This window comes from Candidatus Hakubella thermalkaliphila, from assembly GCF_013281975.1.
Lineage (GTDB): Bacteria > Actinomycetota > Humimicrobiia > Hakubellales > Hakubellaceae > Hakubella > Hakubella thermalkaliphila.
The window spans coordinates 1-1,653 of record NZ_BLRZ01000221.1; the positions used below are offsets into that span (position 1 = coordinate 1).

At 49.8% G+C, this 1,653-nt stretch carries 2 protein-coding genes; one reads left to right on the plus strand and one right to left on the minus strand.

Annotated elements, in window-relative coordinates; genetic code table 11:
- Positions 1–459, minus strand: a 459-nt coding sequence (tmk, locus tag HW443_RS11065) for a dTMP kinase (protein WP_176238208.1), incomplete at its 3' end; no start/stop codon positions are given.
- 21 nt (positions 460–480) lie between these two features.
- Between tmk and HW443_RS11070 the strand changes: the two genes are divergently transcribed.
- Positions 481–1,653 (plus strand): MFS transporter (locus HW443_RS11070; protein ID WP_176238209.1); only part of this gene is annotated, 1,173 nt, incomplete at its 3' end.

A 1,653-nucleotide genomic window follows, 5' to 3' on the forward strand; every position in this document is an offset into this window, starting at 1 on the left:
TCCCCCCACAAGAAAGAAGAAAAAGGTAAGATCGGGCAGGAGACCCCCGTTGGCCCAATCATTCATTTCCATAACTATCTTCCATCCCAGACCGCGAGCAAATCCCTGATAGGCCAGGGAGGAGTCTATATATCTATCCAGAAGGACTATATACCCCTTCTCCAAAGCAGGTCGCACAACTTCTGCAACATGCTGGGACCTGCTGGCCGCAAAGAGAAGAGCCTCTGCCACAGGACTCATCTCTTGGAAATCAGGGTTTTTGAGGATTTCCCTTATCCTTTCCCCGATAACAGTACCGCCGGGCTCCCGGGAAATAATTACCTGATAGCCTTTTTCCCTAAGATATTCCTGGAGAAGTTGGATCTGGGTGCTTTTTCCTGCTCCATCTGAGCCCTCAAACGTTATTAAAAGACCTCTTTTCTTTTCCATACCAAGAATGATAGCATACACCACAGACATACACCACAGAGGGAAGTTCACATGGATCACCGAAGGTATCACCGGAGCAAAAGGAACATTGCCAACATCTTTCTTATAGGTTCCATGATGATGGGAGTGTCCGGGGTAGTGCTGGGACCCTTGATTCCTATCATTACCCAGGAGCTGAACATTAATCTCAAGTTGATGAGCCTGATCTTTGTAGGAGGCTCGATAAGCTTCTCTGCCTCGGTCCTTATCTCAGGATACCTGGCTGACCGGTTGGGCAAGAGGCTAATCAGCCTATTCGGGCTGGTCTCCACTGTGTTGGGCCTGCTTGGCTTCTCGGTAATTGGGAGCTTTCCTCTTCTCTTCCTCTTTAACTTCCTGTTGGCTTTTGGGAACGGAGCCCTGGCTATCGGTAGCCAGACCATCTTGTCTGATATCTATCCGGAGAAAAGAAGCTCTATGATCATCAGACTCAACCTGTTCTTTGGGTTGGGAGCATTTGTGGGACCTCTTGCTCTGAGCTTCATCCTCTTTCAGCAGATTAACTGGAGATTCGCTTTCTTGGCCTTCGCCTTTCTCTTTTTCTTTTTGTTGCTTCTTTTTATGAGGGAGAAGGTCACTGCCCCCAGCCCAAAACAGAGGCCCTCCAACAAAGAAACCCTTTTATCTGTTTTCAACCCCACCATTGTTTTATGCGGCCTGATCCTGCTTTTCTACATGGGGGCGCAGGTACCCTTTTCTACCTGGTTTACTACTTACCTTTCTGCGTTCGGAGTTCCAGTAAGCATAAGCTCCCTGGCTGTCTCCGGTTTCTGGCTCTCCATAGCCGTAGGCACGATCATCTTCGCCCGGATGGCCAGAAGATACCAGGACCTGACTCTGGTCCTGTGGGGCAGCGTAGCTACTCTGGTATTTGTCCTTATTATCGCCCTCTGGGATAACGTGGTAGCCAAAATGATATTTACTGCCCTCTTCGGCCTGAGTCTTTCCGGCATCTTTCCCCTCTCTATGTCCCTGGCCATCCATCAGAAGCCTCAGGCCTCCGGAGCCATATCTGGACTCCTCTTCGCCATGACCAGCCTGGGAGCACTGTATTCTCAACCTCTGGTGGGTTTTGTATCAGAGATCCTGGGAAGGGAGCGGGGAATATATGTGGGGCTAGGGAACTCAATCTTGCTCCTGGGGACGGTGCTGGTCCTTGTCCTGGTTAGCAGAAGGAAATCTCTT